Origin of the sequence: Pseudomonas sp. D2002, assembly GCF_013385735.1 — a bacterium.
Lineage (GTDB): Bacteria > Pseudomonadota > Gammaproteobacteria > Pseudomonadales > Pseudomonadaceae > Aquipseudomonas.
In genome coordinates, this window is sequence record NZ_JACAPL010000022.1 from 1 (window position 1) to 606 (window position 606).

Annotated in this window: 1 protein-coding gene; it reads left to right on the plus strand. The window is 54.8% G+C overall.

Going from position 1 to position 606, the window contains the following annotated elements; genetic code table 11:
* A partial coding sequence (locus HX783_RS27470; RefSeq protein WP_177018969.1) for an immunoglobulin-like domain-containing protein occupies positions 1 to 606 on the plus strand: 606 nt, incomplete at both ends.

A 606-nucleotide genomic window follows, 5' to 3' on the forward strand; every position in this document is an offset into this window, starting at 1 on the left:
GGTGAGATTACCTACACCGCAACACTGACGAACAAAGCTCAAACCGATGTCACTATTACGTTGAGCAACGGCCAAACCATCACCATTAAAGCCGGCGAAACCGTCGGCTCGACGGTTTTCCAGACGCCAGCGAACGACGTCTACAACAACGGTTCCACCGTCAGCACCACCATCGCCAAGACCGAAGGCGGTAACTTCGAGAACCTGGTAACCGATCCGAAAGCGGCTGAAACAGCCATCACCGACTCGATCGACAACACCACGGTTTCTCTGACTGCCGATAAGGCGTCTGTGGTTGAAGGCGGTGAGATTACCTACACCGCGACCCTGACGAACAAAGCTCAGACTGACGTAACCGTTACGCTGTCGAACGGCCAGACCATCACCATCAAAGCTGGTGAAACCGTAGGTTCGACGGTGTTCCAGACGCCGGCTAACGATGTTTACAACAACGGTTCCACCGTCAGCACCACCATCGCCAAAACCGAAGGCGGTAACTTCGAGAACCTGGTCACTGATCCGAAAGCAGCCGAAACGACCATCACCGATTCGATCGACAACACCACGGTTTCCCTCTCCGCCGACAAAGCGTCGGTGGTTGAAGGT